At 29.4% G+C, this 25600-nt stretch carries 28 protein-coding genes; 19 read left to right on the top strand and 9 right to left on the bottom strand.

From position 1 onward, the window contains the following. Nucleotides 1-46: 46 nt before the first annotated feature. A complete protein-coding gene (locus bhYOR_RS00925) occupies nt 47-805 on the bottom strand; it encodes a hypothetical protein (RefSeq protein ID WP_025399534.1) in 759 nt (252 codons plus the stop codon). Continuing rightward, complete coding sequence (locus tag bhYOR_RS00920; RefSeq protein WP_086936060.1) at nt 805-1467, bottom strand: hypothetical protein; 663 nt, start codon at nt 1465-1467, stop codon at nt 805-807. Before bhYOR_RS00920 ends, bhYOR_RS00925 begins: the two co-directional genes overlap by 1 nt. Nucleotides 1468-1644: 177 nt before the next feature. Between bhYOR_RS00920 and infC the strand changes: the two genes are divergently transcribed. The 6 genes from infC (at nt 1645) to tsaB (ending at nt 4321) form a co-directional block, all read left to right on the top strand. Next, entirely contained in the window at nt 1645-2205 is a 561-nt protein-coding gene (gene infC / locus bhYOR_RS00915) for a translation initiation factor IF-3 (protein WP_025399533.1), read from the top strand. Between the two features lie 17 nt (nt 2206-2222). Further along, nucleotides 2223-2420 carry a 50S ribosomal protein L35 gene (rpmI, locus tag bhYOR_RS00910; RefSeq protein WP_025399532.1) on the top strand — a complete coding sequence of 66 codons (198 nt, stop codon included), beginning with the start codon at nt 2223-2225 and terminating at the stop codon, nt 2418-2420. A gap of 23 nt (nt 2421-2443) precedes the next feature. Continuing rightward, complete coding sequence (gene rplT / locus bhYOR_RS00905; protein ID WP_025399531.1) at nt 2444-2791, top strand: 50S ribosomal protein L20; 348 nt, start codon at nt 2444-2446, stop codon at nt 2789-2791. 201 nt (nt 2792-2992) lie between these two features. After that, on the top strand, nt 2993-3253 hold the full coding sequence (locus bhYOR_RS00900; RefSeq protein ID WP_025399530.1) for a hypothetical protein: 261 nt from the start codon (nt 2993-2995) through the stop codon (nt 3251-3253). After that, nucleotides 3250-3678 carry a tRNA (adenosine(37)-N6)-threonylcarbamoyltransferase complex ATPase subunit type 1 TsaE gene (gene tsaE / locus bhYOR_RS00895; protein WP_025399529.1) on the top strand — a complete coding sequence of 143 codons (429 nt, stop codon included), beginning with the start codon at nt 3250-3252 and terminating at the stop codon, nt 3676-3678. Before bhYOR_RS00900 ends, tsaE begins: the two co-directional genes overlap by 4 nt. Beyond that, the gene (tsaB, locus tag bhYOR_RS00890; protein WP_025433982.1) at nt 3659-4321 is read left to right on the top strand and encodes a tRNA (adenosine(37)-N6)-threonylcarbamoyltransferase complex dimerization subunit type 1 TsaB; all 663 of its coding nucleotides are present in this window, start codon (nt 3659-3661) and stop codon (nt 4319-4321) included. The genes tsaE and tsaB overlap by 20 nt, the downstream gene beginning before the upstream one ends. Here the strand turns inward: tsaB and csrA are convergent. The 5 genes from csrA to bhYOR_RS00865 are packed head-to-tail and all read right to left on the bottom strand — an operon-like array spanning nt 4306 to nt 8610. Beyond that, nucleotides 4306-4542 carry a carbon storage regulator CsrA gene (gene csrA, locus bhYOR_RS00885; RefSeq protein ID WP_012421958.1) on the bottom strand — a complete coding sequence of 79 codons (237 nt, stop codon included), beginning with the start codon at nt 4540-4542 and terminating at the stop codon, nt 4306-4308. The two genes, tsaB and csrA, sit on opposite strands and share 16 nt — an antisense overlap. Nucleotides 4543-4544: 2 nt before the next feature. Beyond that, nucleotides 4545-4937 (bottom strand): flagellar assembly protein FliW, encoded by a 393-nt coding sequence (gene fliW / locus bhYOR_RS00880; RefSeq protein ID WP_025399527.1) that lies wholly within the window; start codon nt 4935-4937, stop codon nt 4545-4547. Between the two features lies 1 nt (nt 4938). Beyond that, on the bottom strand, nt 4939-6210 hold the full coding sequence (locus bhYOR_RS00875) for a flagellar hook-associated protein 3 (protein WP_025433981.1): 1272 nt from the start codon (nt 6208-6210) through the stop codon (nt 4939-4941). 3 nt (nt 6211-6213) lie between these two features. Further along, nucleotides 6214-8097: a flagellar hook-associated protein FlgK gene (gene flgK, locus bhYOR_RS00870; RefSeq protein ID WP_025399525.1), complete on the bottom strand. Its 1884-nt coding sequence runs from the start codon at nt 8095-8097 to the stop codon at nt 6214-6216. 18 nt (nt 8098-8115) lie between these two features. Beyond that, nucleotides 8116-8610: a hypothetical protein gene (locus tag bhYOR_RS00865; RefSeq protein WP_025399524.1), complete on the bottom strand. Its 495-nt coding sequence runs from the start codon at nt 8608-8610 to the stop codon at nt 8116-8118. Between the two features lie 145 nt (nt 8611-8755). Between bhYOR_RS00865 and mnmE the strand changes: the two genes are divergently transcribed. The 10 genes from mnmE (at nt 8756) to bhYOR_RS00815 (ending at nt 20028) form a co-directional block, all read left to right on the top strand. Beyond that, complete coding sequence (gene mnmE, locus bhYOR_RS00860) at nt 8756-10150, top strand: tRNA uridine-5-carboxymethylaminomethyl(34) synthesis GTPase MnmE (protein WP_025399523.1); 1395 nt, start codon at nt 8756-8758, stop codon at nt 10148-10150. Nucleotides 10151-10152: 2 nt separating this feature from the next. Further along, complete coding sequence (mnmG, locus tag bhYOR_RS00855) at nt 10153-12015, top strand: tRNA uridine-5-carboxymethylaminomethyl(34) synthesis enzyme MnmG (RefSeq protein WP_025433980.1); 1863 nt, start codon at nt 10153-10155, stop codon at nt 12013-12015. Further along, nucleotides 12012-12635: a 16S rRNA (guanine(527)-N(7))-methyltransferase RsmG gene (gene rsmG, locus bhYOR_RS00850; protein ID WP_025399521.1), complete on the top strand. Its 624-nt coding sequence runs from the start codon at nt 12012-12014 to the stop codon at nt 12633-12635. The genes mnmG and rsmG overlap by 4 nt, the downstream gene beginning before the upstream one ends. A gap of 70 nt (nt 12636-12705) precedes the next feature. Next, nucleotides 12706-13698 (top strand): AAA family ATPase, encoded by a 993-nt coding sequence (locus bhYOR_RS00845; RefSeq protein ID WP_012421950.1) that lies wholly within the window; start codon nt 12706-12708, stop codon nt 13696-13698. Between the two features lie 15 nt (nt 13699-13713). Further along, on the top strand, nt 13714-14595 hold the full coding sequence (locus bhYOR_RS00840; RefSeq protein ID WP_025399520.1) for a DUF58 domain-containing protein: 882 nt from the start codon (nt 13714-13716) through the stop codon (nt 14593-14595). Next, nucleotides 14592-15494, top strand: a complete 903-nt coding sequence (locus tag bhYOR_RS00835) for a hypothetical protein (protein ID WP_025433979.1) — start codon at nt 14592-14594, stop codon at nt 15492-15494. Before bhYOR_RS00840 ends, bhYOR_RS00835 begins: the two co-directional genes overlap by 4 nt. Then, on the top strand, nt 15478-16479 hold the full coding sequence (locus tag bhYOR_RS00830; RefSeq protein WP_025399518.1) for a vWA domain-containing protein: 1002 nt from the start codon (nt 15478-15480) through the stop codon (nt 16477-16479). The genes bhYOR_RS00835 and bhYOR_RS00830 overlap by 17 nt, the downstream gene beginning before the upstream one ends. Continuing rightward, complete coding sequence (locus bhYOR_RS00825) at nt 16476-17465, top strand: vWA domain-containing protein (protein WP_025399517.1); 990 nt, start codon at nt 16476-16478, stop codon at nt 17463-17465. The genes bhYOR_RS00830 and bhYOR_RS00825 overlap by 4 nt, the downstream gene beginning before the upstream one ends. Then, the gene (locus bhYOR_RS00820) at nt 17447-18034 is read left to right on the top strand and encodes a tetratricopeptide repeat protein (RefSeq protein ID WP_025399516.1); all 588 of its coding nucleotides are present in this window, start codon (nt 17447-17449) and stop codon (nt 18032-18034) included. The genes bhYOR_RS00825 and bhYOR_RS00820 overlap by 19 nt, the downstream gene beginning before the upstream one ends. Beyond that, nucleotides 18028-20028 (top strand): SH3 domain-containing protein, encoded by a 2001-nt coding sequence (locus bhYOR_RS00815; RefSeq protein WP_025399515.1) that lies wholly within the window; start codon nt 18028-18030, stop codon nt 20026-20028. Before bhYOR_RS00820 ends, bhYOR_RS00815 begins: the two co-directional genes overlap by 7 nt. Nucleotides 20029-20075: 47 nt before the next feature. On the opposite strand, the gene infA is transcribed toward bhYOR_RS00815, so the two are convergent. After that, nucleotides 20076-20297: a translation initiation factor IF-1 gene (gene infA / locus bhYOR_RS00810; RefSeq protein WP_012537936.1), complete on the bottom strand. Its 222-nt coding sequence runs from the start codon at nt 20295-20297 to the stop codon at nt 20076-20078. Between the two features lie 167 nt (nt 20298-20464). On the opposite strand from infA, the gene bhYOR_RS00805 reads away from it, so the two are divergent. After that, a complete protein-coding gene (locus bhYOR_RS00805; protein ID WP_025399514.1) occupies nt 20465-20848 on the top strand; it encodes a TraR/DksA family transcriptional regulator in 384 nt (127 codons plus the stop codon). Nucleotides 20849-20851: 3 nt separating this feature from the next. Here the strand turns inward: bhYOR_RS00805 and bhYOR_RS00800 are convergent, their stop codons facing one another. Then, on the bottom strand, nt 20852-22009 hold the full coding sequence (locus bhYOR_RS00800; RefSeq protein WP_025433978.1) for an OmpA family protein: 1158 nt from the start codon (nt 22007-22009) through the stop codon (nt 20852-20854). Between the two features lie 161 nt (nt 22010-22170). Here bhYOR_RS00800 and malQ point away from each other — a divergent pair, with 161 nt between their 5' ends. Beyond that, the gene (gene malQ, locus bhYOR_RS00795; RefSeq protein ID WP_025399512.1) at nt 22171-23652 is read left to right on the top strand and encodes a 4-alpha-glucanotransferase; all 1482 of its coding nucleotides are present in this window, start codon (nt 22171-22173) and stop codon (nt 23650-23652) included. An 86-nt stretch (nt 23653-23738) separates the two neighbouring features. Next, nucleotides 23739-25589, top strand: coding sequence for a putative glycoside hydrolase (locus bhYOR_RS00790; protein ID WP_038446142.1), 1851 nt, complete (start codon nt 23739-23741; stop codon nt 25587-25589). Nucleotides 25590-25600: the final 11 nt, after the last annotated feature.

Genomic DNA, 25600 nt, shown 5'->3' with positions numbered 1-25600 from the left:
TGTTACTTGTTAATTTACATAAATATATGTTGGTTTATGATCAGATTTATGATGTTTTGTTATAAATGTTGAATTCGTATTGAAAATTTTTATTAATGTTTTTTGTTATTTCGATTAAATCAAGTTCATTAATGCTGATTATGTATTTTGCATTAATTTCTTTGAAATCTCTTTTATTATTTCCAATCAATATAAATTCTATTTTTTTAAAAAAGGCTGATTCTGCTAATTTTTTTAAAAAAACGCGATTATTCTTCATTGAAAATAGAAGTACACTTGTTATTTTGGGAGTAATCAAATTTTTTAAGTACTGAATGTTTTTGTCATCTATTATAGTAATGTTTATATTTTGCTCTTTTGCACTTTTCTTCAAGTGTTCCGAATCTTCTTGATTTAGTGTGTTGTCTTTCATTATTAATGAGGTTGTTAAGTCTATTGATGGGTCATTGAATATAAAATCAATTGCTTTTTTTAATGAAAACTTTACTCCAGAGAGATAGAAGGTTTTTTTTTTAATTGTATTAACATTAATTATATCATTAAATATGTCATTACTTGATTTATGTGTTAGGAGTATTTTTTTTACATTATTTAGTTTGTCTTTAATAATTTCAATATCTTTTTCATTGATAAAGAGTGTTTCCTCTTGTATGAATGGAGTATTTTTAATTTTGAAAAAATATTCTGTTACATCGGAAAAAATTATGATATAACTAAAATCTTTATCTGTGATTTTACTGTTTTTACAACTAAAACATAAGGTAAAAATCATTACAATAATAAAAGTCTTTATTGTATGTGGCATTATTTTATATTTCCAATGGCTTTCTTATTCAAGATTATGATTCCTAGTAATATTATTGATGTTATTAGAGCATAGATTTGTGCGTTAATTAAAATTAATACTTTTAAAAGTGTGATGATTGCTTCTAAGATTAAGATAGGAACAAAAATCAATTGATACCCATTTATGTTTTGTGTTATATGAAGGCGTATTCCTTTTTCGCATATCATTGCTGTAAATATTAATTCTAATATATGTAAAAGCGGTATTTTGATATATTCATATGTGCCAAAAACTTTACTATTTGTTATGATGAGTGCTAAATTTTTTGAAAGTAGTAATCCAAATGCAAAGTATATTAAAAATATTGGATTTTTTTTAAGCAATGAGTTTGGATTGAATGTAAAAAAAAATGTGAATATAAATAATGGGAAGACATAGTAATAGATTTGTTCTTTAATGAATATTGAATATGCTAAATTGAATTTTGTTTGATAGCTTATGAGCAGGTTCTTATATAATATGAATTCTTCTGTTAGATATAGTAAGGAAAAAATGGTCATTGCAAGTAATATTGATGTTGAATTGATATAATTTTGTCTGATTGGCTTTAATTGAGGATGTTTTATTAGCATGTATATTTTAAAAACTAAAGGTAGGCTTGCTAGTAAAAATATATTCATAATAAATAAATTTTACTTTTAAATTATTCATTAATCAATGAAATTTTTACTTTTTAGAGTTTTGAGGAATTCTTTTTCTTATTGTGTTTAAGAGATATGTCTTTGAATTTACTTTTTAGAGAAGGTATATTAAAATTAGTTATTGATTAATGCTGTTTGAGGAGTGAGTATTTTTAAATGATAAATAGAAGTGCCGGTAAGGATAGGGATAGGTCAAGATCAGGTGATAAAGAGTTGCGAATTAATCATAAGATTAAGGCCCGTGAGGTAAGGGTTATTTTTGATGATGGGACTCAATCTGTTTTGCCAATTGAAGATGCTATGAGATGTGCTAGAGATGCTGAGCTTGATTTGGTTGAAGTTTCTCCAAATGTATTGCCCCCTGTTTGCAAGATAATTGATTATGGAAAATATAAATTTCATCAGGGAAAGCGTCAAAAAGAACAACGAAAAAATCAAAAAATAATTAAACTTAAAGAAGTTAGGATGCAGCCCAAAATAGATACTCATGATCTTGATTTTAAGTATAGAAATATTTTAGGGTTCCTTGAAGAAGGCAATAAGGTAAAAGTTACTATAAGATTTAGGGGACGTGAACTTGCTCATACTCATTTAGGCTATGGAATTTTAGAGAGTATTCTTGAAAGGATAGGTGATGCTAATTATATTTTAGAGTCGCCAGCTAAGATGGAAGGTAAGACAATGTTTTTAATTATTGCGCCTAAATCTAAGAAGTAAGTAATAAGGAGATGTGAATGTCAAAAATGAAAACATGTAAAAGTGCAAGAAAAAGGTATACTTTTACTTCAAAAGGTAAAGTTAAATATAAGAAGCAAAATTTGAGACATATTTTAACAAAAAAGTCTTCAAAAAGAAGAAGGAAGTTGGGTAAATCAGGTTTAGTTTCAAGTTCTGAAACTAAGAGAATCAAGACCTTATTGCCTTATGCTTAAAATATTGATTCTAAGGAGATTATATGGCTAGAGTTAAGAATGGGATAGTTCACGTTGCAAGACGAAAGAGGATCTTAAAGAAAACCAGGGGGTTTTGGGGTACTAAGAAAAGTAACTATAAAAAAGCTAAAGATACTCTTCGTAAAGGCATGATGTATGCTACAAGAGATAGAAAGGCTCGTAAGAGAGATTTTAGAAGTTTGTGGATTGTAAGGATTTCTGCTGCTTTAACGGGTATGGGCATCACTTATTCAAGATTTTTTGAAGGTTTGAAAAAGTCTAATATTAGACTTAATAGAAAAATTTTATCTAATTTAGCAATTGAAGATATTGAAACTTTTAAAAAAATTGTTTATGAAATAAAAAATTAAAAACTTCCTGAGAAGTTTAATTATAGGGATTAGAGTTATTTTTTGCGACATCTCACTAAATTTGGGGATTTAAATATTTTTTTAACGGATAGTTGCATAGGCGAACTAAAAGTTAAGAATGAAAGTCCCATCTTTGAAAATAGCGCTAAATGAAAATATTCCTATGTTGGCTTCTTGGGATTTATTTAAAGGGATACTGTTGTGAAATTTATTTCTCTTAATAATATTAGAAAGCAAGATAGTCATATATATTATAGGAGCGTATATTTTGCTGACGCTTTTTATGAATATAAGGGTTCTATCGAGACTAAGCAAGTGAAATTTACAATAGAAGTAACTCCTTTGGGTGAAAAACATATCACTATTGATTTTTTAGATCCTTTAAATTATCCTGTTCTTAGTTTAATGATTGCAATCAAGAGACATGTCATTGATCTCGATATCAAAGGTGAGCTTCCTTGACATTATCTTTTAAAACAGAAGATGAAATGATAGATTTTTCTAAATCTTTTTTTAATCCTTTACCTATTGGCAAGATATTTGGTCTTTGTGGTGATATGGGTGCTGGAAAAACAACCTTTTTAAAAGGTTTGGCTTTAAATCTTGGCATTTCTTATTTTACAAGTCCAACTTATAACATTATTAATGTCTATGAGTTTGTGGATTTTAAATTTTATCATATTGATTTGTATCGTTTAAATATTTTAGATGAATTTGAACTTATTGGTGGAATGGAGCTTCTCTTAGATATGTCATCCATAATAGCTATTGAGTGGCCAGAGATTATTATTGATGTTTTGCCAAAGAATAGATTGATGTTTTTAAAATTTAAAATAAAAGATACTAGTAGGATTGTAGAATTTAGCGATGAATACTCTTGCAATTGAATATTCATATAAAACTTTGTTGATTCATTTTGAAATTAATGGTGAGGTTTTTTCTATAGTTAAGAGTAAAGATGAGATTAATTATGCTATTAGTGTTCCAAAATTATTTAATGATCTTGTATTAGAAAGAGGTATTGATCTTAATAATATTGATTTACTTATTAATTCTTCTGGTCCTGGTTCTTTTACAGGTTTGAGAATTAGTTTAAGTTTTATTAAGGGACTCTCTTTAGGTCTTTCAATTCCTTTTGTTAATGTACCTACTTTTGATGTTTTTGCAAAATTAGTTAACCCAAGATCAAATACATTGACTTTAAGCTTTACAGCGGGTAAGTATTTTCTTGGATGTTATAGGAATGGTAAATTATGTAGCAAAATTTTTTGTTTTTCTGAATTAGAATTATTTAAGTATTTAAATAGTCTTGACTTAAAATTTGTTATTGTGGGTAATGGTATTGAATTTATTTATGAAAAACTTAAAAATAAATTCAAGATTATCAGTGATATGGGTTCTTTTGGTACTGTTTTAACAGAGCTTGGTAAGTTTAAGTATTTAAAAAGCAGGCAGGGTGATGATATTTTATCAGGACCCTTTTATGTAAGACTTAGTGATGCTGAGATTAATTCTTATTTATTAAAATAATCAAATAAATTTTTAATTTTATGTATGTTATTTTTGTCTTGTAAGATTGATTTTTTATTTTCTTCTTTGATGATATCATAAATTTCAGATCTAAGTATTTTAATATTTTCAGGAGCTTTTATAGCTATTTTAACACTGTCTTTTTTTATTTCTAATATTGAAATTTCAATGTTAGAGTCTATTTTGATGCTTTCGTTTGCTTTTCTTGATAATACTAGCATATTTATTCCTTAAAGACTCTATATCTAAGATAATGCTCTTCATTGGTAGATATGGCTTGTTTGCCAATTAATTTCTTTTTGTTTAATATGATTGGAGCTTTTAAATTAGCCGTTATTTCTTTATAGGTTTTTACATGCATATTTATTATACATAGTATGACTTTTTCATCTTCATTTTCTGCTTGAATATCTAACCAATCTTTTTCCTCTATATTTGGCAAATATTTTTCTAAAAAATTAAAGGGTGATGTTACTAAAAAATTTATTTCTCCGTTTATTGATTGCATGATAGAGAAAGGTCTGTATTCAGAATCTTTAATGATAAATTCTTTAATCTCTTCAAATCCCAGTATTCCTTCAGGAAAATTAAATTTTATACTAAATTCATTTTTCATTTTATTTTAGAAAATCTAACAATGTTGTTTGCATTATTCTTGCAGAAACCCCTAGAGATACCTGATAAGCTAAACTTGTCATGTTAAGATCTGTTATTGCTTTTGTTACATCAAGATCCGTATATTTAACCATATCATCTTTCATATCCATTATTTCTTTACTGATCCTCTCATAACTTAGATCAAGTCTGTTCTCTTTAGTTCCAAGATCAGCTAATGTTGCAGAAATTTTATTTAAACTTTCATCAATTTCTGCCAAACTTCTACTTCCAATAAGTTCCTCTCTATTTTCCTCTAGATTATCTCTTAGATCAATTAAACTATCAAAAATTGTTCTACTTCTAACTTCAGTATTGTTTGCAATATTGTAAGGGGGTTCTTTAGTATCATTATTTTGAGTCAGAATACCTAGATCTTGTAGTACTGTTGAACCCTCTTCTGTTATCCATATTTGATGGGGTGTCGTTGTTTTTATGGCTATTGAATTTAAAACACGATCAAGAGTAGCTTCAACAGGAGCATTTGATTCATTGATCTTAGCAATAATGTCAGCAGCTGTATCCCCTGCTGTTAATGCTATTTCAATATTATCAATATAGATTTTTGTGTTTTCTTTGACAATAAATTCATTAACATTTTTTGATGATGTTATGTAGTGATGTTGTGAAAAAAATATTTCGCTTCCAGGATAGCTGGTTGGGATATAAATTCCATTATATATTTCGGTTGTTTGTTTCGCTTGATTTCCATTGTAGTCTACTCTTATTATTTGAGTTTCTGCTCTATTTTGAGTTAGTCTGTTTATTCTGTTTTCTCTAGTTACTTTGAATGCTTCAGCATTGATTTTAGTTCCTGCAAATATGCTGTATCCGTTTGCCCCTTTTACATTTGCTATTGCAAGGACATCTTCAAGTATTGCATTTATTTCTTTTGCTATCATTTTTTTATCACCAGCTCCGTATGTACCGTTTGCTCCTTGGACAGTTATTTCTTTTGCACGAGTTAAAATATTTGTCAGGGATTGCAAATACCCTTCCATATATCTTAATTTTCCTTTTGCACTGTTGATATTCTTGGCATAGGTGTTAAGCTTAAATATATCACTGTCTAATCTTATTGCATGAGTGACGCCTGTTGGGTCATCTCGCAAGCTTGTAATTCTTTTGCCACCTTGGTATAGACTTTCCAAAAGTCTTGTTATTTTTACTTCTTTATCTGTTGAAGATGCTTTTAAATTATCATATGTTAAAGGATGACTTACTCTGTTTATCATATATTATACTCCCATTTTATTTATGATTGTATCTATTAATTCTGCAGAAACGGTGATGAATTTACTTGCGGCAATAAATGATTGTTGAAATTCTATCATGTTTGCTAGTTCTTCATCTTTATTTACACCAGATATTGATAGTCTTAAATCAGTTAAACTTTTAAGTATTTGTTCTTGACTATTTTTTGTAACTTCTGCTATTTGTCCTTTTATTGCAATATTGGAAGTTGTGTTTGCGAAGTAGTCGTTTAGTGTTACGTTCTTTCCAATCATGATTTGTGAGTTTACAAAAGCCGCAATACGTAATGCCGCCCCATTATCTCCAATAGGCGTATTGTTTGTTGGAGTTCTAATTCCTGATGCAATTTTTGATGGATCTTCTGAAATTTCTTTAGATACTTTAGTCCATGCGGCTGGATTTTTTAGAGGAGATATTGAGTAGCTAACTGTATTTGTTAGCTGGTTAGTAGTATTAACGTCTTGGTAGTTATAAGCACCCCCAGCCCCCGATGCATTTAAAATACCTGTGTAAGTTGTTAAAAATAATCCAGAATCCTCAATGTATCTAATTCTAAAGATAGCACTATCTCTCTCTTCTTCTTTAATTGCCTTAATTTCAAGTTTTCCTTTTGCATTAATTCTTGCAGTGACTTGTGAGTTGGAGTTATTTATTTTATTTATGACATCTTGAACGGTATCTGTTGTAAGGTAGGGTATTTCTATGAAATCATTTTTATTGATTGCTTGAAATCTTAGTGTTCCTGAAAATCCTAGTTTTGCTTCTGGGAAAATTTCATTTGTACTGTTTATTTTGAATATATGAACAGAATCAAACTGACCATTCCCATTGCTGTCATATCGTCCACGCTCATCGGTTAGCTTGTATTCTTGATCGAAGAAAATTCTTCCACTTTTTTGATCAAGACCGTGTCCTGATATATGAACTTCATTTACAAGCTCTGTGATATTAATTGCCATGTTATCTATTTCATTAATCTCGTTTTTAATTTCGTTGTCCCTTACATTAATAATAGCTCCTAGTTTTCCCGTATTAATATTAGCAGGTTCTCCATTATTCCATAAAACATTCCATTTGGTTCTTGTAGGCCCATTGGCTGCTTCCAATATGAATTCATTTGCGATTGTTCCTTGAATGAGATGTTTACCTTCTGTGTGAATTAAAAATTCATTGGGATCGCGCTTATTTTCTATGGAGATACTAATTAAATTGCTTAGTTTATCAACTATTAAATCTCGTTCATCCATTAAATCATTTGGCTGATCTTTCATGGCTATTGCTTTTGCAATTTGCCTATTGAGATCACTGATATTCCTAAGATAGTTATTTATCTCTTCAGTTGTAATTTTTACCTCGTCATTTGCCATTGTGTATATTCGATTAAGAGAGTGGAATCTGCTTTTTACTGCTTCTGCAAAAGATTGTCCGCGTTCTAGAATAATATTTCTTTCAGCCAATCCTTGAGGCTGTCTTGATAAATCCTGCCAGCTATCCCAAAAATCATTTAATCTTTTTCTGATTGATTGTTCTTCCGGTTCATTATATATATTCTCAAGCAGAGAAATAAATTTATCTTTCAAATTCCAATAGCCAAGGCGGTGTGATTCTTCAGCTATTCTTATGTCAAGCAAATCATCTCTTATTCGCTCTATGGATTGCACCATCATTCCTTGGCCCAGTTGACCGGTTTTGTTTGCTCTATTTAATTGAGGAGCATAAATTGGCATTTCAGTTTTCATTATAACTCTCTGTCTTGAATACCCAGGTTTTGAGGCGTTAGTTAGATTATGACCAATTGTATTCATAGCATCTTTGTGTGCAAATAAACTTTTCTTTCCAATTTCTATTCCTGAGAATGTTGAATCCATTTTAAACTCCTTGAGTAATTAAAGTTTTTTGTTTATTAAAACGGATGCTTCATTTAAGTTCCCGCTTTTTGGCCCATAAGGGTTTTTATAAGTGATATTTTCTACACTTTCTTGAGCATCTTTAAAAATTAGATCTAAAATATCAAGTGATGTTTCCGCGTAGCTTGATATTAAGTAATTTAAGTTTTGAATATTCAGTACCCCTATTCTTAATCGATGAAAATAATTATATATCTCTTTTTTATAGACCGAACACAGTTTTTCTATAGCCATATAAGTTGATTTAAATTTTTCATGATCTGTAAATTCTCTCCAAATTTCATCTCTCTTTTCCTCTATATCTTTAAATTTGTGAAGATAAATGTTTGTTTTATTTATTGTTTCTTTAAACATCGTTTCATTTTTTTCATCAAGATATTTTTTTATATTGAGGTACATATCATATATTTTTTCTACTAAAAGAACTTCTTCTTGTAGAGTATTTTTCAATTCAGTTTCTAATTCGGTTTTCATCTTTATAGAACAAATTATAAGTGAAATTTATAATATTTACAAATTAGTTATTTATCTTATGTATTGTGTTATGTGTTGTGTTTTTGAATTTTTCCTTTTATTGTTAGTCTTTGCCATTTATGCTATGTTATAATTTTTACAGTCTATGAGCAAGCTTTTTCAAAGAGAAGATGATATTGTTGCACTTGCTACACCTTTTTTTAGTAGTGCTTTGTGTGTGATTCGTAGTAGTGGAGTTTCTTCAATTGAGAAATTTTCTAAGATATTCTCAGATCCTAAGCGATTGCTTGAGGCACCTGGTCATACGATTCATTATGGGTATATAATAGATAAAGAAACTTGTGAAAAATTAGATGAAGTTGTTGTTTGCCTTTATAGAGCTCCCAAAAGTTTTACAGGCCAAGATTCAATAGAGGTTATGGCTCATGGCTCTCTTATTGGTATAAAGAGGATTATAGATTTCTTTTTGAAAGTGGGATTTAGAATGGCTGAGCCTGGTGAGTTTACTCTCCGTTCTTTTTTGGCTGGAAAACTTGATCTAACTAAAGCAGAGGCAGTAAATGAGTTAATTTCTGCTAAAACCAATAAAACCCATGCTCTTGCTGTTAATAACCTTTCAGGTTCTTTGTTTGCTAAGATTGATTTGATCAAAAAAAATATTTTAAATTTTCTCTCAGCGCTTAGTGTTCATCTTGATTATGAAACCGATGAATATGAGGTTGTTATTCCTTTTGATGCTATTTCAAAAAGTGGAGATGAACTTAAGAGGTTGATTGATTCTTATGATACTGCAAGGAAGTTAGATCATGGAATTACATTAGTGTTGGCAGGTTCTGTTAATGTTGGTAAATCTTCTCTTTTTAATTTGTTACTGAAAGAAGATAGGGCTATTGTTTCTTCTTATGCTGGTACTACAAGGGATTACATTCAAGCAAGTTTTGAACTTGATGGTATTTTATTTAACGTTTTTGATACAGCAGGACTTAGGGAGACTAGTGATTTTGTTGAGCAGTTGGGTATAGTTAGGAGTAATTCTTTAATTAAGGAAGCATCTTTAGTTCTTTATGTTATTGACTTAAGTGCAAGATTAACAAATGACGATTTAAAATTTATTGATTCTTATATGGGACATTCTAAAGTGCTTTTTGTTTTAAATAAGATGGATTTAGAACAAGATAGCCAGACAGTTGATTTTTTTAATTCAGGTAATATAAATTCATCAAATTTAGTCAAGATTAGCACCAAGACTTTATTTGGCATAGATTCTCTTTATGATAAGATAAGGTCATTGACATGTTTTGATTATATTGATATTAATGCTTATGATGTTATCGTATCATCAAGTCGTCAGGCAGAACTTTTAAAGAAGGCTTATACTTTAATTATTGAGTTGTTAGATAAAATAGAACAAGATATAAGCTATGATATGTTGGCATTTGATGTTTATGAGGTGATTAATCTTTTGGGCGAAATAACAGGTGAGGTTACTAGTGAGGATGTGCTTAACGATATGTTTAAGAATTTTTGTTTAGGAAAATAGATATGGATTTTGATGCTATTGTGATTGGAGGAGGACATGCTGGTATTGAGGCATCTCTAGCTCTTGCAAGATTAAATTTTAAGACTCTTTTGATTACTCAGAATTTAGATACAATTGGTAAACTTTCTTGTAATCCGGCTATTGGTGGACTTGCTAAGGGAAATATGGTGCGTGAAATTGATGCTCTTGGTGGAGAAATGGGATGCCTTATTGACTTTAGTATGATTCAATTTAGGATTTTAAATAAAAGTCGAGGACCTGCTGTTCAGGCACCGCGTGCTCAGGCTGATAAATTAGTATATCAAGTTAAGGCAAAAGAAACATTGGAGAGACAAGATAATCTTGATCTTTTTCAAGATACCGTTAGTGATTTTTTGCTTAATTCTATGAGAAATAAAATTGAAGGTGTTATTACAGAGAGAGGTAATAAATTTACATCTCGTGTTGTAGTTCTTACAACCGGAACTTTTCTTAGAGGTAAAATATTTATTGGTGAATATAGAGCTTGTATGGGGAGAATTTCTGAGCCTGCTGCTTGTGGTCTTGAAAAGATTTTGCTTAAGCTTGGATTTGATATGGGCAGACTTAAGACAGGTACTCCTGCAAGGGTTCACAGGAAGAGTATAAATTTTGCAAAAACAGAAATTCAATTTGGAGATTCTGATATTATTCCTTTTTCCTTTTCAAATACTAAGATAGATAAAGCCCAACTTTCTTGTTATATCACTTATACTAATAAGAAAACCCATAAGATAGTTAGTGATAATATGCATCTCTCTCCGCTTTATTCTGGTGAAATTGTTGGAAATGGCCCAAGATATTGTCCTTCAATTGAAGATAAGATAGTGAAATTCAAAGATAAAGATAAACATCAAATATTTATTGAACCTGAAGGATTAAGTACTGAGGAGATGTATCTTAATGGGTTAAGTTCATCTTTACCTGAGGATATTCAAAAAATATTGATTAATAGTATTGATGGACTTGAGAATGCAGTTATTACAAGACCTGGATATGCTGTTGAGTATGATTATATCAATCCTATTGAGTTATATGCAAGTCTTGAAACTAAAAGGGTTAAGGGACTTTTTGTTGCAGGACAAACTAATGGATCATCAGGATATGAGGAAGCTGCAGCTCAAGGGTTAATGGCTGGAATTAATGCAGCACTTAAGCTGCAAGGAAAAGATCCAATGATCCTTCCAAGAACTAGTTCTTATATTGGGGTTTTAATTGACGACCTTGTTACTAAGGGAACTAAGGAGCCTTATAGAATGTTTACCTCAAGGGCTGAACATAGACTTAATTTGCGACACGATACTAGTGATAAGAGGTTGATTAGGTGGGGATATGAGGTTGGACTTGTTAGTGAGGAAAAATATTCTAGATATTTTTGCAAGGAGAAGCAAGTAGAAGAAATTAAGGAACTTTTACGGCAGAGGCGCCTTAAGGAAAAGGAAGCTAGTACCTTACAGTTAAAGAAACATATAAATAAAGATTTTTATCATATTATAAAGGATCCGTATGTTAATTTAAGTGATCTTCTTAATATAGATCCTAAGTTGAATGCTTCAAAAGTGATTCTTGAACAGGTTGAGTTAGATATTAAGTATGAAGGTTATATTAATAGACAAAGAGATTTGATTAGGAAAATGAATAATCTTGAGCTTATTAAATTGCCCCTTGATTTTAATTATGAAATTGAAGGTTTATCTAGAGAGGCTAAGGAAAAATTTGTTAGAATTCAGCCAGCTAATCTTGCCCAGGCAAGTAGGATTTCTGGTGTTAGAAATACGGATATTCAAGTTTTACTTATATATTTTTCAAATCCTAAAAATAAGGTAGTGCTTGATTTGGCTTTATGATCAATTATTTTGAACTTTCTTTAAAAAATTTGGGAGTGCCCTTTACTTCAGAAAGTATTGATAAGTTAAAATTTTATATAAAGAGGGTTTTATTATTTGGTAGTAGGTTTAATTTGGTATCAAAGAATGATTTGAACTTTGATGCAGTTCTTTTACATGCTCTAGATTCTGTGGTTGGATTGCCTATTATTAAAGATAATAATCCACATCAAGTACTTGATGTGGGTAGTGGAGCAGGATTTCCAGGGATTATCTTGGCTATTTTTGATAATTCGAGGAAATATGTTCTTCTGGAACGTAGCAATAAAAAGGTCACTTTTTTAAGGATGATGGGTTTAGAACTTGGATTAGAGAATGTAGAGGTTTTAGAACGTGATGTTGCTGATGAGAAAGATAAATATGAATTTATTACAATCAGGGCTTTTAGGGATATAAGAGAATATGCAAGTATTTTGAGATTAATTTTAAAAGATGGGGGTTTGATTATGGCTTATAAGGGGAGATTTGATAAGATTAAGTTTGAAATTAGTCATATTGAAAGCTTGTTTAGCAAAATAGAAATAAAAGAATCAGCAATCAGTGACGCTAAAGAGAGGAATTTTCTCTTGCTTTATAAATAGTGATTTTATTTTTTTCGTTTTATCTTTTATATTATATTTTTGATGAGAAATTTAGTACGATAGGAGTGGTATGAAAAGTAGTTTTCAAATAGATTCTGAAGTAGAGAATGCATTAAGTTTAATAAATAAATTTAGAAGAGAAGTTGCAAGTAGGATTCTTGGTCAAAGAGAAATGATAGATGCTATTTTGATGGGAATTTTAACTGAAGGACATGTCTTGCTTGAAGGTGTACCAGGACTTGCCAAAACATTGACGATTCAAACGGTTTCAGATGTTCTTGATCTTGGATTTAAGAGAGTGCAATTTACCCCAGATCTTTTGCCTTCTGATCTTACGGGTAACATGGTATATAAGAGTACGACAGGAACTTTTAAGGTTAGAAAGGGGCCTGTATTTTCAAATATTATTTTAGCAGATGAAATTAATAGAGCGCCTGCAAAGGTTCAATCAGCACTTCTTGAGGCAATGAGTGAGCGTCAGGTGACTCTTGGTGATGAGACGCATAAGCTTCCCGATCCATTCTTTGTTCTTGCGACACAAAATCCAATTGAACAAGAGGGGACTTATAATTTGCCAGAAGCTCAACTTGATAGATTTTTGTTGAAAGTGAATGTGAAATATCCTTCTATTCAAGATGAAATTAAGCTTCTTAAAATATTTTCAGTTGATGGCGGGCTTGAGAATATTAAGGTTGCAAAGGTAATGAATGCTTATTCTTTAGCAGATCTCAAGCGTATAGTTGGTAAAGTTAAGGTAGATGATAAGATAATGCTTTATATTGTTACTTTAATAGCAGCTTCTCGTGAAAATGACAAAAAAACTTATCCATTTGCTAAATATATTGAGTTTGGAGCATCTCCTAGGGCATCACTTAGTTTGCTCAAATGTGCTCGTGTTAATGCTCTTTATGAGGGCCGATTGTTTGTTCTTCCTGAAGATGTTAAGGCTGTGGCTTATAATGTGTTAAGGCATAGAATTACTCCATCTTATGAGGCAGAGGTTGAAGAGATGAATACCGATGATATTATTAAGATACTTCTCTCAGCTGTTGCACTTCCTTAAGGGTTTAAATTTAATATGCAATATAGTGATGAATCAAATGCGAGCACTAAAACTAAAATAAAAGCTTTAAAATTTTTCTCCAGAAAAATGCTCTTGGAGCTTAATTTTGGTGGATATCGTTCTATTTTTAAGGGGCTTGGCCTTGAATTTCATGAGTTTAGACCGTATGAAGAGACGGATGATGCTAGATTAATTGATTGGAACGTTAGTTCAAAGACGGATAGCATATTTTCAAAGGTTTTTAAGGAAGATAAGGGAATGAATCTTCATCTGCTCGTTGATAATTCTCTTTCAATGAGTCTGGGAAGCTTGGTTAATAAAAAAGAAATTCAGGATTTGTTAGTTTCTATTTTTGCTCATATGGCATTTTTTAATAATGATAAGATAGGTATAACTTTTTTTTCAAGTGAGACGGATAAGTTTATTTCATCTAGAAAGGGACATTCGCATTTAGGACGAATTTTAAATGAGACAATAAATAGGCAGCTTAAAAGAGGGAGTAATTTAACTTATGTATTTAAAAATACAGCCGAATATTATAAGAAAAGATCTTTAATTATCATTATTTCAGATTTTAAGGCCAATGATTATTTTAAATCTTTAACTGTTCTTAGTAAACGTCATAATATTATTGCAATAAGACTTACAGATTTTTTTGATGAAAATCTTCCTCAATATGGAGTTTTAACCTATGAAGATATTGAAACCCGTGAGGATTTTTTGGCTTCAGGATTTAGTAAAACGATATTGAATAGTTATAAAAATTATTGGACACTAGATAAAATAAAATGGAGAAAAGAATGTATAAAGAGAGGTATTAATTTTATAGAAATTAGTACAAAAGATGATGTTTTTAGGAAATTAAAAGCTCTTTTAAAAAAGGAGAATAGTATTTGAGGAATACAATTGTCTTTGTTGTGTCTTTTTTGTCTTTTAATTTATTCTCTTATGAGCTCAAAAATGAGATATTTATTCCAACTCGTTATTATGTGGGAGATACTGTTGAGCTTAAATTTTCGTTAATTCTTGGCGAGAATGAGAAATTTGTTCCTGCGAAGTTTGAAGAAATTAAGAATGAGTTTGTTGAGGTTAATTCACTTCTCTACAGACCTGAGAGCGGGGAGATAATAATATATTTTGTTTCATTTTATGTCGGAAGCAATACTCTTCCACACATTTATGTTGGAGATATTGTAAGTGATGATAAATCTTTTAAATTAATTCTTAATAACATAAAAATAAATACTAGTAAGTTAATTGCAGATGATGATTCTCTTAAGATTCAAGATATAGAGGGAGTGCTTTTTCTTCCAGGAACAAGTACGTATTTTGTTATTTTTATTTTAGCTCTTATATTAGTTCCTTATTTTTTTATTAAATTTTTAAAGCTTATAAAGCAGTTATTAGTGTTTTTAATGATAAAGCATAATTTGAGAAAGCCTTATAGAATTTTTCAGAAACAATTGATTATTTTATCTAATTATATTAAGAGTGATGAAGAACAGGTTGTCTTTTATAATTTATTAAATTCGTCTTTAAGAGTTTATTTATCTAAAAAAACAGGTTTTGATTTTAATGCAATTACTACGACAGAAATTTCTGAAATTTTGCAAAATCTTAACGTTCCTTATGAAATTCGTTCAACTTTTGTTAATATGCTTAGACTTTCTGATTTTAGCAAGTTTAGTGGGATTAATTTATCAGGTGGAAATCTGTCGCTTGTTTTAGATGATTTAAGGAAAGCGGCTTTTAATTTTGAAGAATTTAATAGAGGTGATAATGTTAACATTCAATGAGCCTTTATATTTATTTTTACTTGTAATTCTTCCAGTAATAATTTATTTTAGCCATTTTTTTAAGCGTAGAGGAGGAAAAGTTAAATTTCCAATATCTATTTATGGAAACTTTGGTTCTATAAAATTAAGGGATTATGGATTGAATTTATTATATTTCGTAACTTATACTTTCTTCTATTTAGCAATAACAGTTATGATCTTAACCTTGGCAGGTCCTTCTATTTCGAAGAAAAAAATGACTTATCTTAGTAGCGGAGCTGATATTGTTATTGTGTTGGATATATCTCCTAGCATGGGTGCTATTGAATTTTCATCTAAAAATAGACTTGAATTTGCAAAAGAATTGATTAAATATTTTGCTTATCAAAGAGAAAATGACAATATTGGTTTAGTAGCTTTTGCAAAAGAGGCTTCCTTAATAGTTCCACTTACAATTGATAGAGATTTTTTTTCTAGGAAGTTAGATGACATTTACATTATGGATCTTGGCAATGGTTCTGCTTTGGGACTTGGGGTTTCTATTGCTCTCTCTCATTTAAAGCATTCTGAAGCACCTAAGAGATCGGTTATTGTTTTAACAGATGGTGTAGTTAATTCAGATGAAGTTTATAAGGATCAGGTAATAAATCTTGCTCAAGGATTAAATGTTAAAATTTATTCTATTGGAATTGGTAGCAGTGAAGAGCTTAGTGTTGGGTTTAAATTAAGGTCTGGCAAGTTTTATCAAGGTACTTTAAGAGAGGTTTATGATTCTAGTATGCTTCTTGAGATTGCAAGTAAGACAGGAGGGCTTTTTTATTCTGTAAATGATGATTTTTCATTTAAACTTGCAATCCAGGATTTTTCGAAAAAGGAAAATGTGGAGAGAAAGGTTAAAATTACGGTTGATAATGATGATGTTTACAATGAATTTCTATTAATAATATTTTGTTTGTTAATCCTTTATTTTATTTTTTCTAAAGTCTTTTTAAAAGAGGTGTTATGAGTATAGGCAATTATTATGCTTTTTACTTGTTTATAATTTTATTTTTAGTTCTTTTTGTGTATATCTATAATTTTAGAAAAGCACTCTCATTTTTTAAGACTTTAAGTCTTATGTATGTTAATAATGCTTATATTAAAAATTATTATATAAAGAAAATTCTTATGATTTTCTTTTTTATATTGAGTTTGGGTTCTTTAATTGTTGCTATTTTGGATCTTTCTTGGGGGCAAAAAGCTACTGAGGATGAGAGAGCAAATCTAAGGATATCTTTTGTTTTTGATATTTCTCGTAGTATGTTAACCTTTGATGAGGGCAAGTCGATTAACAGACTTGAGAGTGCTAAGAATTTTATTAGTTTAATTTTAAATAATTTTGAGAATGCTGAGTGCTCGCTTACTATTTTTAAAGGTAAGTCTTTGTTAGTGTTGCCATTTTCTAAGGATAAAGCTAGTTTGCATAAGGTATTAAATTATATTGAGCCTGGATTAATAAGTTCTCCCGGCAGTTTTTTAGGTGAGGGAGTTTTTAGTGCCATACAGAGGATAAAAGATGATTCTTATTATAATTTTTTGATAATTTTGACGGATGGAGATGAATGGGGCGAGAATAATTATTATAGTTTTCCTAAGTTAGTTGATGCACTTAATGTTACAAGCTTTGTAATTGGAATTGGAAGTAATAATCCATCTCCTTTGCTTGATAATAATTTAAGCGTTAAAGATAAAGACGGCAATATAGTAAAATCCATGCTTAATGAGGATAATTTGCAGCTTCTAACGTCTTCTCTTAAGGGTTCTTATTATAATTTATATTTGAAGGGGACTAATTATGTTATTAATGAGATAAGGAATGATATGATGAAAAAAAGTTCAAGTGATATCTTGCTTATTGGTATTTTAAGATATAAGATTTTTTTAGCCATTTCTTTTTTATTTATAGTATTGTATGTATTTGTTAAGGTTATCAAATGGGACGAAACTTTTTAATTTGTTTGTTAATGAGTTTGATATTTGCGTTTTGTTTATCTTGTTCTAATATTAGGGCTATGTCTCTTATGGCCATTGGTAATTATGAGTATATTCGAGGCGATTATCAGGGTGCGATTTCCACTTATTATAATCTTGTAGATGATAAGCATGGTGCTGCGTGGGGTTATTATAATCTTGGAATTGTATATTATTCTTTAGGAGAGTATGAAAGTTCTCTTCGGATGTTTTCGTATGCAAAAAGAGATAATGATTTTTTTTTGAATTTTAATATAAACTATAATGAGGGAATAATATACTATAATCAAGGACTTTATCGGAAAGCAGAGACGGCATTTAAAGAAGCTTTAAGGATCAATCCTGTAAGTTATAATGCTAAATATAATCTTGAACTTGCAATAATTAAGAGAAGAACCATTCCAGATGATTTAAATAATTTAAGTGTTAATAGAAGTCAAAGTTTTATTGAGAATAATGAAAATTTTTTAAGGTATATTGAAGGTCTTGAGAGGGTTTTATGGTTAACGAGTGCAGAAGAAAAAACTGTATCTTCACGAGAAGATTGGTAATATTTTCAGTTTTATTTTTTATAAATTTTAAAATTTATTCTTTGTCTGGTACCGATTATTTGGTATCAACTAAGGTGCTTCAAGGTTCTAAGGTTGTTCACGTTATTAGATTAAATCTACCTCAAGATATTGATGAAGAGTCATTAAAGTTTAAAATAAGTAAAGATATAAATGAAAACACCGAGATAGCCTCAATATCTAAGGTGCCAGATGGAGATAATTTAGTTACAGAAATAAAGATTGAATATGATTTTGATAAACCGGGATTTGTTAAGATTCCTTCATTAAAAGTGGCTTATCGTGATGAAGTTTATTTAAGTTCAGAGTTTGAAGTGGTTATTTTAAGAAAAGATGAATTTCAGTCCTTTGGTTTGCCAGTTAAATTATATTGGGATTTTGATAGAGAAGAAATTTATGAGTATCAGAGTGTTGGATTTGTTTTGCGTTCCAATTGGCTTGTGAATAACAGTTTGAAGTCTATTGCCAGTTCTTTTAACGCTGTTAAAGATGCAATGATTGATAGGACTCCTATATTTGAAAATATTAAGTATAGAACTTTTAATAGTAAAGAAATATTGGATGTACCCCTTTATAATTTTATCTTAACTCCTCTTAGGGGCTCAAAGGGAGTTGTTATTCCCAGTGTTTCTTTTAATATAGGTGAAAATATTGCCCGTATGAGTCCTGGGATTTCTTTAAAAGTTAAACCAATACCTGATGAGGTTAAATCTTTAGCCGTTGGAACTTTTAAAATTGACTATGAATTTCCCAATTCAACTTTAATTAATCAAGATATTTTTACTATTTTAATAAAAATTACAGGACAAGGAAATCTACCACATATTCGTTTCCCAGAAATTGAGACTTATAACTCTAAAGTTATTTATAATAAAAAAAATTATAATTTCAAACCTTCAAAATATGGGTATAAGGGTAGCATATCTAAGATATATACTCTTAAGCCAGATCATAAGGGTAGTTTATTCTTAAATATTGGTGATTTTTCTTATTTAGATCCTGATGATGGGAAGGTCTATAAACTTGATGGTAAACGACTGAAATATGAATATTCCGGAGAATTTAAAAAGAGTAATGATTCTCCTCAAGAGTTATTCTCAGATTTGAGTTTGCTTTCGTACCATGATATTTTAAAATATAAGAACAAAACTTTTTTATTCTTTGTGCCTGCTTATTACTTAATTTTGATACCGGGAATTTTATTCTCTTTAGCTATTTTTATTAAATATAAAAAATTCTTTATTGCATCAGGTTGTGGGCTTGTTATTTTAATATTAACCCTTGCTGTTAGTCTTAATGCTATAAACGATGGTTCTTTGTCAGAAGATAATATAAATGATTTAATTGAGGATTATAAGTCAAGCAATTATGATGATGCTCTTAATAAAGTTGATAATATTCTTAAAAAGAATCCAAGTTACTCAGGATTGTGGTTAAATAGAGCTCTTATTTTAAGTAAAATGGATAGATATTTTGATGCAATTTATTCGGCTTATAAATCGTTTTTTGCATCACCAAGTAATGATACCTTTTACAAGGTGATTGATTTTATTGAGGCTAAGAATGGAATTAATGAAAATATTCGAAACAATAGTTTCACTTTGTCTAATATTTTCTTTATTATTAGTTTAATTTTAATAAATGTTTTAGTAGTTATTATTTCTTATAAATTTTATGCAAAAAATTTAAAGAAAATTGTTTTATTCTTACTTTTATCTGTAACGTGTTTTACGTTGTTTCAAACATATTATTTTTATGTTGATCAGCAATCTGAAATTGGAATTATTAGAGGGGATCTGGTTTCTCTTTATAAAGTTCCTGATAATTTTTCAAGAAGTTGGCGATTTTTAAAAGGAAATATAAGTGTTTATGTACTTAATAGAAAAGATGACTTTGTTCTTATTCAAACAAGTCATGGACTTCAGGGATGGGTTCATAAAAACTTTATTGTCTCTGTTAAAGATAATTTGATATAAAGTAAAGTCAATCTTTTAATTGATTTAAATTAACTTTATATAAGTATTTATTTCTCTCTATATACTATTCTTCCTTTTGTAAGATCATAAGGTGATAACTCAACTTTCACTTTATCTCCAGGAACTATTTTTATAAAATGTTTCCTCATTTTTCCAGATAGGTGAGCTAAAACTAAATGCCCATTTTTAAGTTCTACTCTAAACATTGTGTTAGGTAGAGATTCTTTAACAATACCTTCAGTTTCAATAGCTTCTTCTTTAGTGTTCAAAATGCCTCCTTGTTATTTGTGTAACAGAATAAATTGTACACAATTAGGACTATCATTGCAATTATTTTTTACTAGAAATTAATGTACTAGTTTACATTACATGGGATTGTTTATATAATTACACGGAGTTTTTTAAAAATTGTAATTTATTATAGGGAGGTAATATCATGCAGAAAAGTAATTTTGAGCATGAATTTATTGAAAAGATGCGGAATTTTCTTTTAGAATCAAAAAAAGAAATCCTAAATTCTATAAGATCTGTTGAAGATAGTAAGAGAGAGATCATTAATAATGATATGCATTTAAAGGATATAATTGATATTGCATTTGACAATATGGATGGCAATAATCTTGAAGCTTTAAGTTCAGTCGAGAAAAAAAAGCTTCATTTAATAAATCAGGCACTTTATCGAATTTCCCAAAATACTTATGGTAATTGTTTGGCTTGTGATAAGAATATTGCAAGAGAGAGACTTGAAGCTATTCCTTATGCGTTTTTGTGTATAAGTTGTCAAACCAAAAAGGAAAAGAAGAGCAGACGATCAGTTTAATATTTAATTGTTTAGAATTGTAATTTCTACTCTCCGATTTTTTGATGCTAAAGGAGATGAGCTTGCATACTTAGGTTTTTTAGCACCCCATCCTTTAAAAAATATTTGGTTTTTGTTCTTTACTTTCATTTTTAATAAGTAGTTTCCAATTGAATGAGCTCTTTTTTCAGATAGTTCTTGCATTGCTTGTTCTGTTCCAAACTTTGCTGTATGTCCTTCTATTAGAATATTGTTATTCTTAAACTTTTCTAATAAATTGGCTATGTGTTTTAGCTTGTTATATTCTTTTTTAATGATTTGAAAAGAATCAGGGTAGAATTCAATATCTAAGCTTAATTTGATACCATTTTCATTTTTCTCTATGTTAATAGAGTTTATTTGTTTTGTGCTAATATATTCTTTCACGTCATTCTCTATTGTGTTGTCATTTGGCAACTCAATAGAGATTATTTTTCCAGATGAGTTTCCAATCATTTTGATATTATTGTTGCCATTTTTTATTTGAAATACATATGTATCGTTATATTTATATGTGTTGCCTGATTGTGAATCAAAATAGATTATTTGATTGACCTTTTGAGAGAATAATATGTTTTTTACATTATATTTAGACTCATAATTTGAGTGAATTATGTCGTAATATTTATCGTCTATTTTTTCTTTGCCTTTATACACATAATTTACATCAAATTTTGTAATAAAATCTTTTATTTCTTTTGAAATCTCAGAGGCTTGGATATATTCTTCGGCTGGATATGTCCAAGTTTCATTTATGCTTATGGGTGTTTTTGGGAATCTTGGAATGCCTCTAACAGAAGGTCTTTTTTGATCATTATTGATCTTATATTCGCCTTGTTTATTTATACTGAAGTTCCCTTCAAATTCTTCTTTAAGTAAGTAAACGTCGCTCTCATTATCTCTTTTTAACACTCTAAAGTAAGATTTAATATCTGCAAAGTCATATTTGACATCTTTTACTTCGCTTGATACTTGGATATTAGTCTTGGTTTTTGAATTAAGTATTTCATTGAGGTAGATTTCTTGATTATCTGTAGTTTCTATTCTGAATTTAGATCCTTTAGTGTATTTAAATTCTAATATTTCAGCTGAAAATACTAGAGTGTTTGTTAAATACAATAATATGACAGCTTTAACATTCATTTAACGAATTATATCATAATTGAGATAATATTTTTTATGAAATATTTCGTTAAATCTTTTTAATAATGCTTTGGGAGTTTTATATTTTAGTTATAATGATTGTATATGTATAGTTATTTTAAGAAATTAATTAAATAGTCAATTGTTTTGAGGTATAAAAAATGAAAAGAAAAAGTGGAATTTTGCTAAATATTAGTTCTCTGCCATCTAAGTATGGTATTGGTGATTTAGGAAAGGGAGCATATAAATTTATAGATTTTCTTGTAGCTTCATCGCAAAGTTATTGGCAAATATTGCCTTATTCGCCTTCTGATTTTATAGGATTTCCTTATTCAAGTTATTCTGCATTTGCTGGTAATATCAATTATATTGATTTAAGTGCTATTGATAGGTTTATTGATGTAAGCTTAAGCACTCTTGAGTGCTTGGAAGATAGATATGTTGATTATGATAAGTTAAAAGCTAAGGAAGTTGTTTTAAAAAATGCTGCTTTAAATTTTTTGCGTAGAGCAACAGTTGATGAGATGCATGCATTTGAGAAATTTAAAAAATCTGCTGCTTATTGGCTTTTAGATTTTGCAAGTTTTATTGCTTTTAAAGAGTATTACTCTAAGTTTCAATCCCCACAAACTTTTAATCTTTTATTTAGTAAAGAAATTTTAAAAAGAGATACCAAGTCTTTAACGAAGCTTAGAGAAACTCTTGAGGTTGAGATAGAGATCCAGCAAGTTTTACAATATTTCTTTTTTTCACAATTTAAAGCTTTAAAAAGATATGCTAATACTGCTGGGATTAAAATAGTAGGTGATATTCCTATTTTTGTGTCTTATGATTCTGCTGATGTTTGGGCACATCAAAAGTATTTTAAGTTAAAGTTTGATGCAAGTAAAGATAAGGTAACGGGTGTGCCTTCTGGTTGCTTGTCTAGGAAAGAATATCTTTGGGGCAATGCAGCTTATAATTGGAAGGCTTTAAGAAAAGATAACTATGCATGGTGGGTTAATCGTATTGATTTTCTACGTAAATATGTGGATATTGTTAGAATCGACTATTTTAGAGGATTTGTATCAACTTGGGAGGTTGCTGCAGAGGAATCTTCGGCATTGAGTGGACGATGGGTGAAGTGTCCCGGGAAAGATTTTTTTAAACATGTTCTAAATGAGATTAATGATTTAGAAATTTGGGTTGAAGACCTTGTAAGAGATCGTGGAGATACATTTAGGTTAAGGGATTATTTTGGTTTTCCTGGAACGAGAATTATGCAATTTGCATTTGATTTTGATTCTAATAATCTATATCTTCCCCATAATTATATAAGAAATTGTGTTGTCTATACAGGTAGCCATGAGAATAATACTATTCGTGAATTTGTTAGTTCTATTGATAATAAGCATAAAAAATATATTTTTGATTATTTCAATACTAGTGAAGATACTTTTGTTTGGGATATGATAAGAGGTGCAATGGCTAGTGTTGCAAATAGTGTAATAATTCCAATGAAAGATTATCTTGATTTGATAGCTGATTTTAGGATGAATATGTCTGATACAATGCTTGACAATTTTAGGATACTGAGTAGTGATTTGAGTGTTGATTTAAGCAAAAAGATAAGTAACATTACAAAACTTTATGGAAGAACTTAATAGTAAGTTCAATAATTTGTTAAAATAATATTTGTTTTTAATAAATTATTTTCAAATTTATTTTAAAAAGGTTGGATGTTATTTATATGAAGCTTAATGCATGTATAATGTTTTTGTATATAATTTGCTTGTTATTTTCTTATTTTTTTTTGTGTTTTCATTTGCATTCATCAGAAGAGACTAGGTATTTTAAAAAAGGTGATTTATTTTTTATTCATAAAGGTGCTTTATATAAGAAGCATAATAATACTATATTTAAGGTTGAGCCTAAAGGATTAGAGACCAGGTGGGTATATCCTTTTGCAAAACCTGTGCCTAAGAGAATAACTTCTGTTTATGAGGAGTTTTATTCCCCAAATTCTCTTTTAACGACTGGTGATTCTGTTTATGTTTCTCATAATTATTTTAAAAGTTTTATAAAATTAGTTGGCAATGAAAAATTTAATAAAAATTCTTACATTACATCAAGTGCATTATCCCGAGGAGAGTATAAGCATATTGCTATTGGCACTTCTAATAGTGGGCTTTATTTAAGTGTTAATGATAATTTAAATTTTAAAAGTCTAAATTCTTTCATTTCTAAAACATATCTGGGTGCTGGTTATTATGATATGATTAGTGCAATAGAGTTTTCAAAAAACAATGCAAATGAGTTGTATTGTTCTTATGGAATTTATGGAGATATTATTTTAATTAATACGGTTCTAGGGGTTGTGAAGCAGTTAGATTTTCCCTTTAAAAAACAGATAGTGCGTATTATTGACTTGTCGGATGCAAAGATGGAAAAGCTTTTAGTTAGAACTTATGATAATCATTTTTATTCCTATGTTAATGGTAAATGGACTTTTGATGGTCATTTTTCTGTTTATGGGGAAGATTCTTTTAAAAAGTCAAAAAGGATGAATCTTGCTTCTAATAAGGGTTCAATTTATTTAACGGCTTATACTCTCCGGAACAAAACAGCTATTGATGAGAGATTTGAATTTATAAAGAGATTAGGCATGAATGCTGTTATTATTGATTTTAAAGATGATAGTGGTATTTTAACCTATTCAAGTAAATTGGCTTTGCCAAACAAGATAAAGGCTGTTAAAAATTTGATAGATGTTCCTTATATCTTAAATAAAGCAAAGGAACTTGGAATATATGTTATTGCTCGAGTTGTTGTGTTTAAAGATTCGAAGCTCTATTTTTATAATAATTGTGAATATGCTCTTTGGAATAAAAAGACCAATCAGCCTTGGGCAAACATTGTAAAAGTTAAGCATGGTGGTTTTTTTAAATCTCTTCAAAAGGAACATTGGGTAGACCTCTTCTCTCAAGACACGTGGGATTATAATTTATCTATTGCAAAGGAAATTCAGTCTCTTGGCGTTAATGAGATTCAGTTTGATTATATTAGATTTCCAACGGATGGGCCTGTATCTCTTATAACCTCAAGATTTAATAAATATAAGATGCGAGCAATTGATGCTCTTGAATCTTTTTTAATTATGGCTAGGGAAAATATTTCTATTCCTATTTCTATTGATATTTACGGAAATAATGGATGGTTTATTACGAATAGTATTGGTCAAAATATTTCTATGATTGCAGATTATGTTGATGTTATCTCTCCAATGTTTTATCCTTCTCATTATACTAATGATTTTTTGAAGCATGAGTTATACTATACTACCAGGGCTTATAAAATTTATCGGGAGGGGAGTAACAGAGCTTCTGTATTCTCTTCGGGTAATGTTATAATTAGGCCTTATGTTCAAGCTTTTTTGCTTGGGCCGGAACGTCGTGTAAGTGAAAAAGTTTATTTAGAGTATTTTTCCCATCAATTAAGAGGGGTTAAGGAGTCTTTAGGTAATGGCTTTAGTTTGTGGAATGCATCTAATATTTACTATATGGTTAAGAGTAATTTAAGCGAGTTTTTAGGTTTTTCTTAATTTTTATGAAA

Source organism: Borrelia nietonii YOR (assembly GCF_023035795.1).
GTDB classification, from domain to species: domain Bacteria; phylum Spirochaetota; class Spirochaetia; order Borreliales; family Borreliaceae; genus Borrelia; species Borrelia hermsii.
The sequence above is the reverse complement of the archived record's forward strand: the minus strand, read 5'-3'. Positions and strand labels throughout refer to the sequence as shown.

Coding starts and splice junctions, on each gene's coding strand:
- bhYOR_RS00925 (WP_025399534.1), bottom strand. CDS start 805: ATGCCACATACAATAAAGACTTTTATTATTGTAATGATTTTTACCTTA.
- bhYOR_RS00920 (WP_086936060.1), bottom strand. CDS start 1,467: ATGAATATATTTTTACTAGCAAGCCTACCTTTAGTTTTTAAAATATAC.
- infC (WP_025399533.1), top strand. CDS start 1,645: ATGATAAATAGAAGTGCCGGTAAGGATAGGGATAGGTCAAGATCAGGT.
- rpmI (WP_025399532.1), top strand. CDS start 2,223: ATGTCAAAAATGAAAACATGTAAAAGTGCAAGAAAAAGGTATACTTTT.
- rplT (WP_025399531.1), top strand. CDS start 2,444: ATGGCTAGAGTTAAGAATGGGATAGTTCACGTTGCAAGACGAAAGAGG.
- tsaB (WP_025433982.1), top strand. CDS start 3,659: ATGAATACTCTTGCAATTGAATATTCATATAAAACTTTGTTGATTCAT.
- csrA (WP_012421958.1), bottom strand. CDS start 4,542: ATGCTAGTATTATCAAGAAAAGCAAACGAAAGCATCAAAATAGACTCT.
- fliW (WP_025399527.1), bottom strand. CDS start 4,937: ATGAAAAATGAATTTAGTATAAAATTTAATTTTCCTGAAGGAATACTG.
- bhYOR_RS00875 (WP_025433981.1), bottom strand. CDS start 6,210: ATGATAAACAGAGTAAGTCATCCTTTAACATATGATAATTTAAAAGCA.
- flgK (WP_025399525.1), bottom strand. CDS start 8,097: ATGGATTCAACATTCTCAGGAATAGAAATTGGAAAGAAAAGTTTATTT.
- bhYOR_RS00865 (WP_025399524.1), bottom strand. CDS start 8,610: ATGAAAACCGAATTAGAAACTGAATTGAAAAATACTCTACAAGAAGAA.
- mnmE (WP_025399523.1), top strand. CDS start 8,756: ATGAGCAAGCTTTTTCAAAGAGAAGATGATATTGTTGCACTTGCTACA.
- mnmG (WP_025433980.1), top strand. CDS start 10,153: ATGGATTTTGATGCTATTGTGATTGGAGGAGGACATGCTGGTATTGAG.
- rsmG (WP_025399521.1), top strand. CDS start 12,012: ATGATCAATTATTTTGAACTTTCTTTAAAAAATTTGGGAGTGCCCTTT.
- bhYOR_RS00845 (WP_012421950.1), top strand. CDS start 12,706: ATGAAAAGTAGTTTTCAAATAGATTCTGAAGTAGAGAATGCATTAAGT.
- bhYOR_RS00840 (WP_025399520.1), top strand. CDS start 13,714: ATGCAATATAGTGATGAATCAAATGCGAGCACTAAAACTAAAATAAAA.
- bhYOR_RS00830 (WP_025399518.1), top strand. CDS start 15,478: ATGTTAACATTCAATGAGCCTTTATATTTATTTTTACTTGTAATTCTT.
- bhYOR_RS00825 (WP_025399517.1), top strand. CDS start 16,476: ATGAGTATAGGCAATTATTATGCTTTTTACTTGTTTATAATTTTATTT.
- bhYOR_RS00820 (WP_025399516.1), top strand. CDS start 17,447: ATGGGACGAAACTTTTTAATTTGTTTGTTAATGAGTTTGATATTTGCG.
- bhYOR_RS00805 (WP_025399514.1), top strand. CDS start 20,465: ATGCAGAAAAGTAATTTTGAGCATGAATTTATTGAAAAGATGCGGAAT.
- bhYOR_RS00800 (WP_025433978.1), bottom strand. CDS start 22,009: ATGAATGTTAAAGCTGTCATATTATTGTATTTAACAAACACTCTAGTA.
- malQ (WP_025399512.1), top strand. CDS start 22,171: ATGAAAAGAAAAAGTGGAATTTTGCTAAATATTAGTTCTCTGCCATCT.
- bhYOR_RS00790 (WP_038446142.1), top strand. CDS start 23,739: ATGAAGCTTAATGCATGTATAATGTTTTTGTATATAATTTGCTTGTTA.